Origin of the sequence: Actinomyces sp. HMSC065F12, assembly GCF_001814535.1 — a bacterium.
Classification (GTDB): Bacteria; Actinomycetota; Actinomycetes; order Actinomycetales; family Actinomycetaceae; genus Pauljensenia; species Pauljensenia radingae_A.
In genome coordinates this window covers 1-558 of sequence record NZ_KV816966.1, presented here as the reverse complement: position 1 = coordinate 558, position 558 = coordinate 1, and the positions used below count along the sequence as shown (strand labels likewise).

The 558-nt window shown below is 55.4% G+C and carries 1 protein-coding gene; it reads left to right on the top strand.

Annotated elements, in window-relative coordinates:
• Window positions 1-133: 133 nt before the first annotated feature.
• Window positions 134-558, top strand: a 425-nt coding sequence (locus HMPREF2975_RS03625; RefSeq protein WP_141757282.1) for a hypothetical protein, incomplete at its 3' end; no start/stop codon positions are given.

The window sequence follows — 558 nt, the reverse complement described above, 5'->3', positions numbered from 1 at the left end:
ACACCCACATAATAGTGTGATGTAGTTCACACTGTACTGTATTGCGTGATACAGTCGGGTGTGCTTATAATAGAAGCACAAAGAGGGGAAGACGAAAGGTCAAGCCCCCAGGGAGCGAGAAAGGCTCACAAAAATGACACGCATGGCCACTGACAAGCAGATCGCATTCATCGAAAAACTACGCGCTGAAAACCTCATCCCAACGGAGGGACAAGAGGAAATCCAGATCCCGGCCACGGCAATCGCGCAGATCATGCAGGAAGAGACAATTTTTCCGCTGACACGCAAAATGGCGCGCCAAATGAGGCGCGACGGCGCAGACGAGGACACGATCCAGAAAGCGCGGGACACTGAGTACGCGCGGCTCGCAGCAGAGCACACGATCGAATCCTACCTGCCAGCAGCGCAGGCCATTTTGGATGCTGAGTGGGAGCGCGGAGTGTGGGCAATGACCGCTGACCCCGCGCAGCTCACGATCAGTGAGGCCAGTGAGCTGATCGATATTCTGAAAGCCCCGATGTCGGTGGGTCACTGGCGTCGACTTTTCAACCAGTCTGG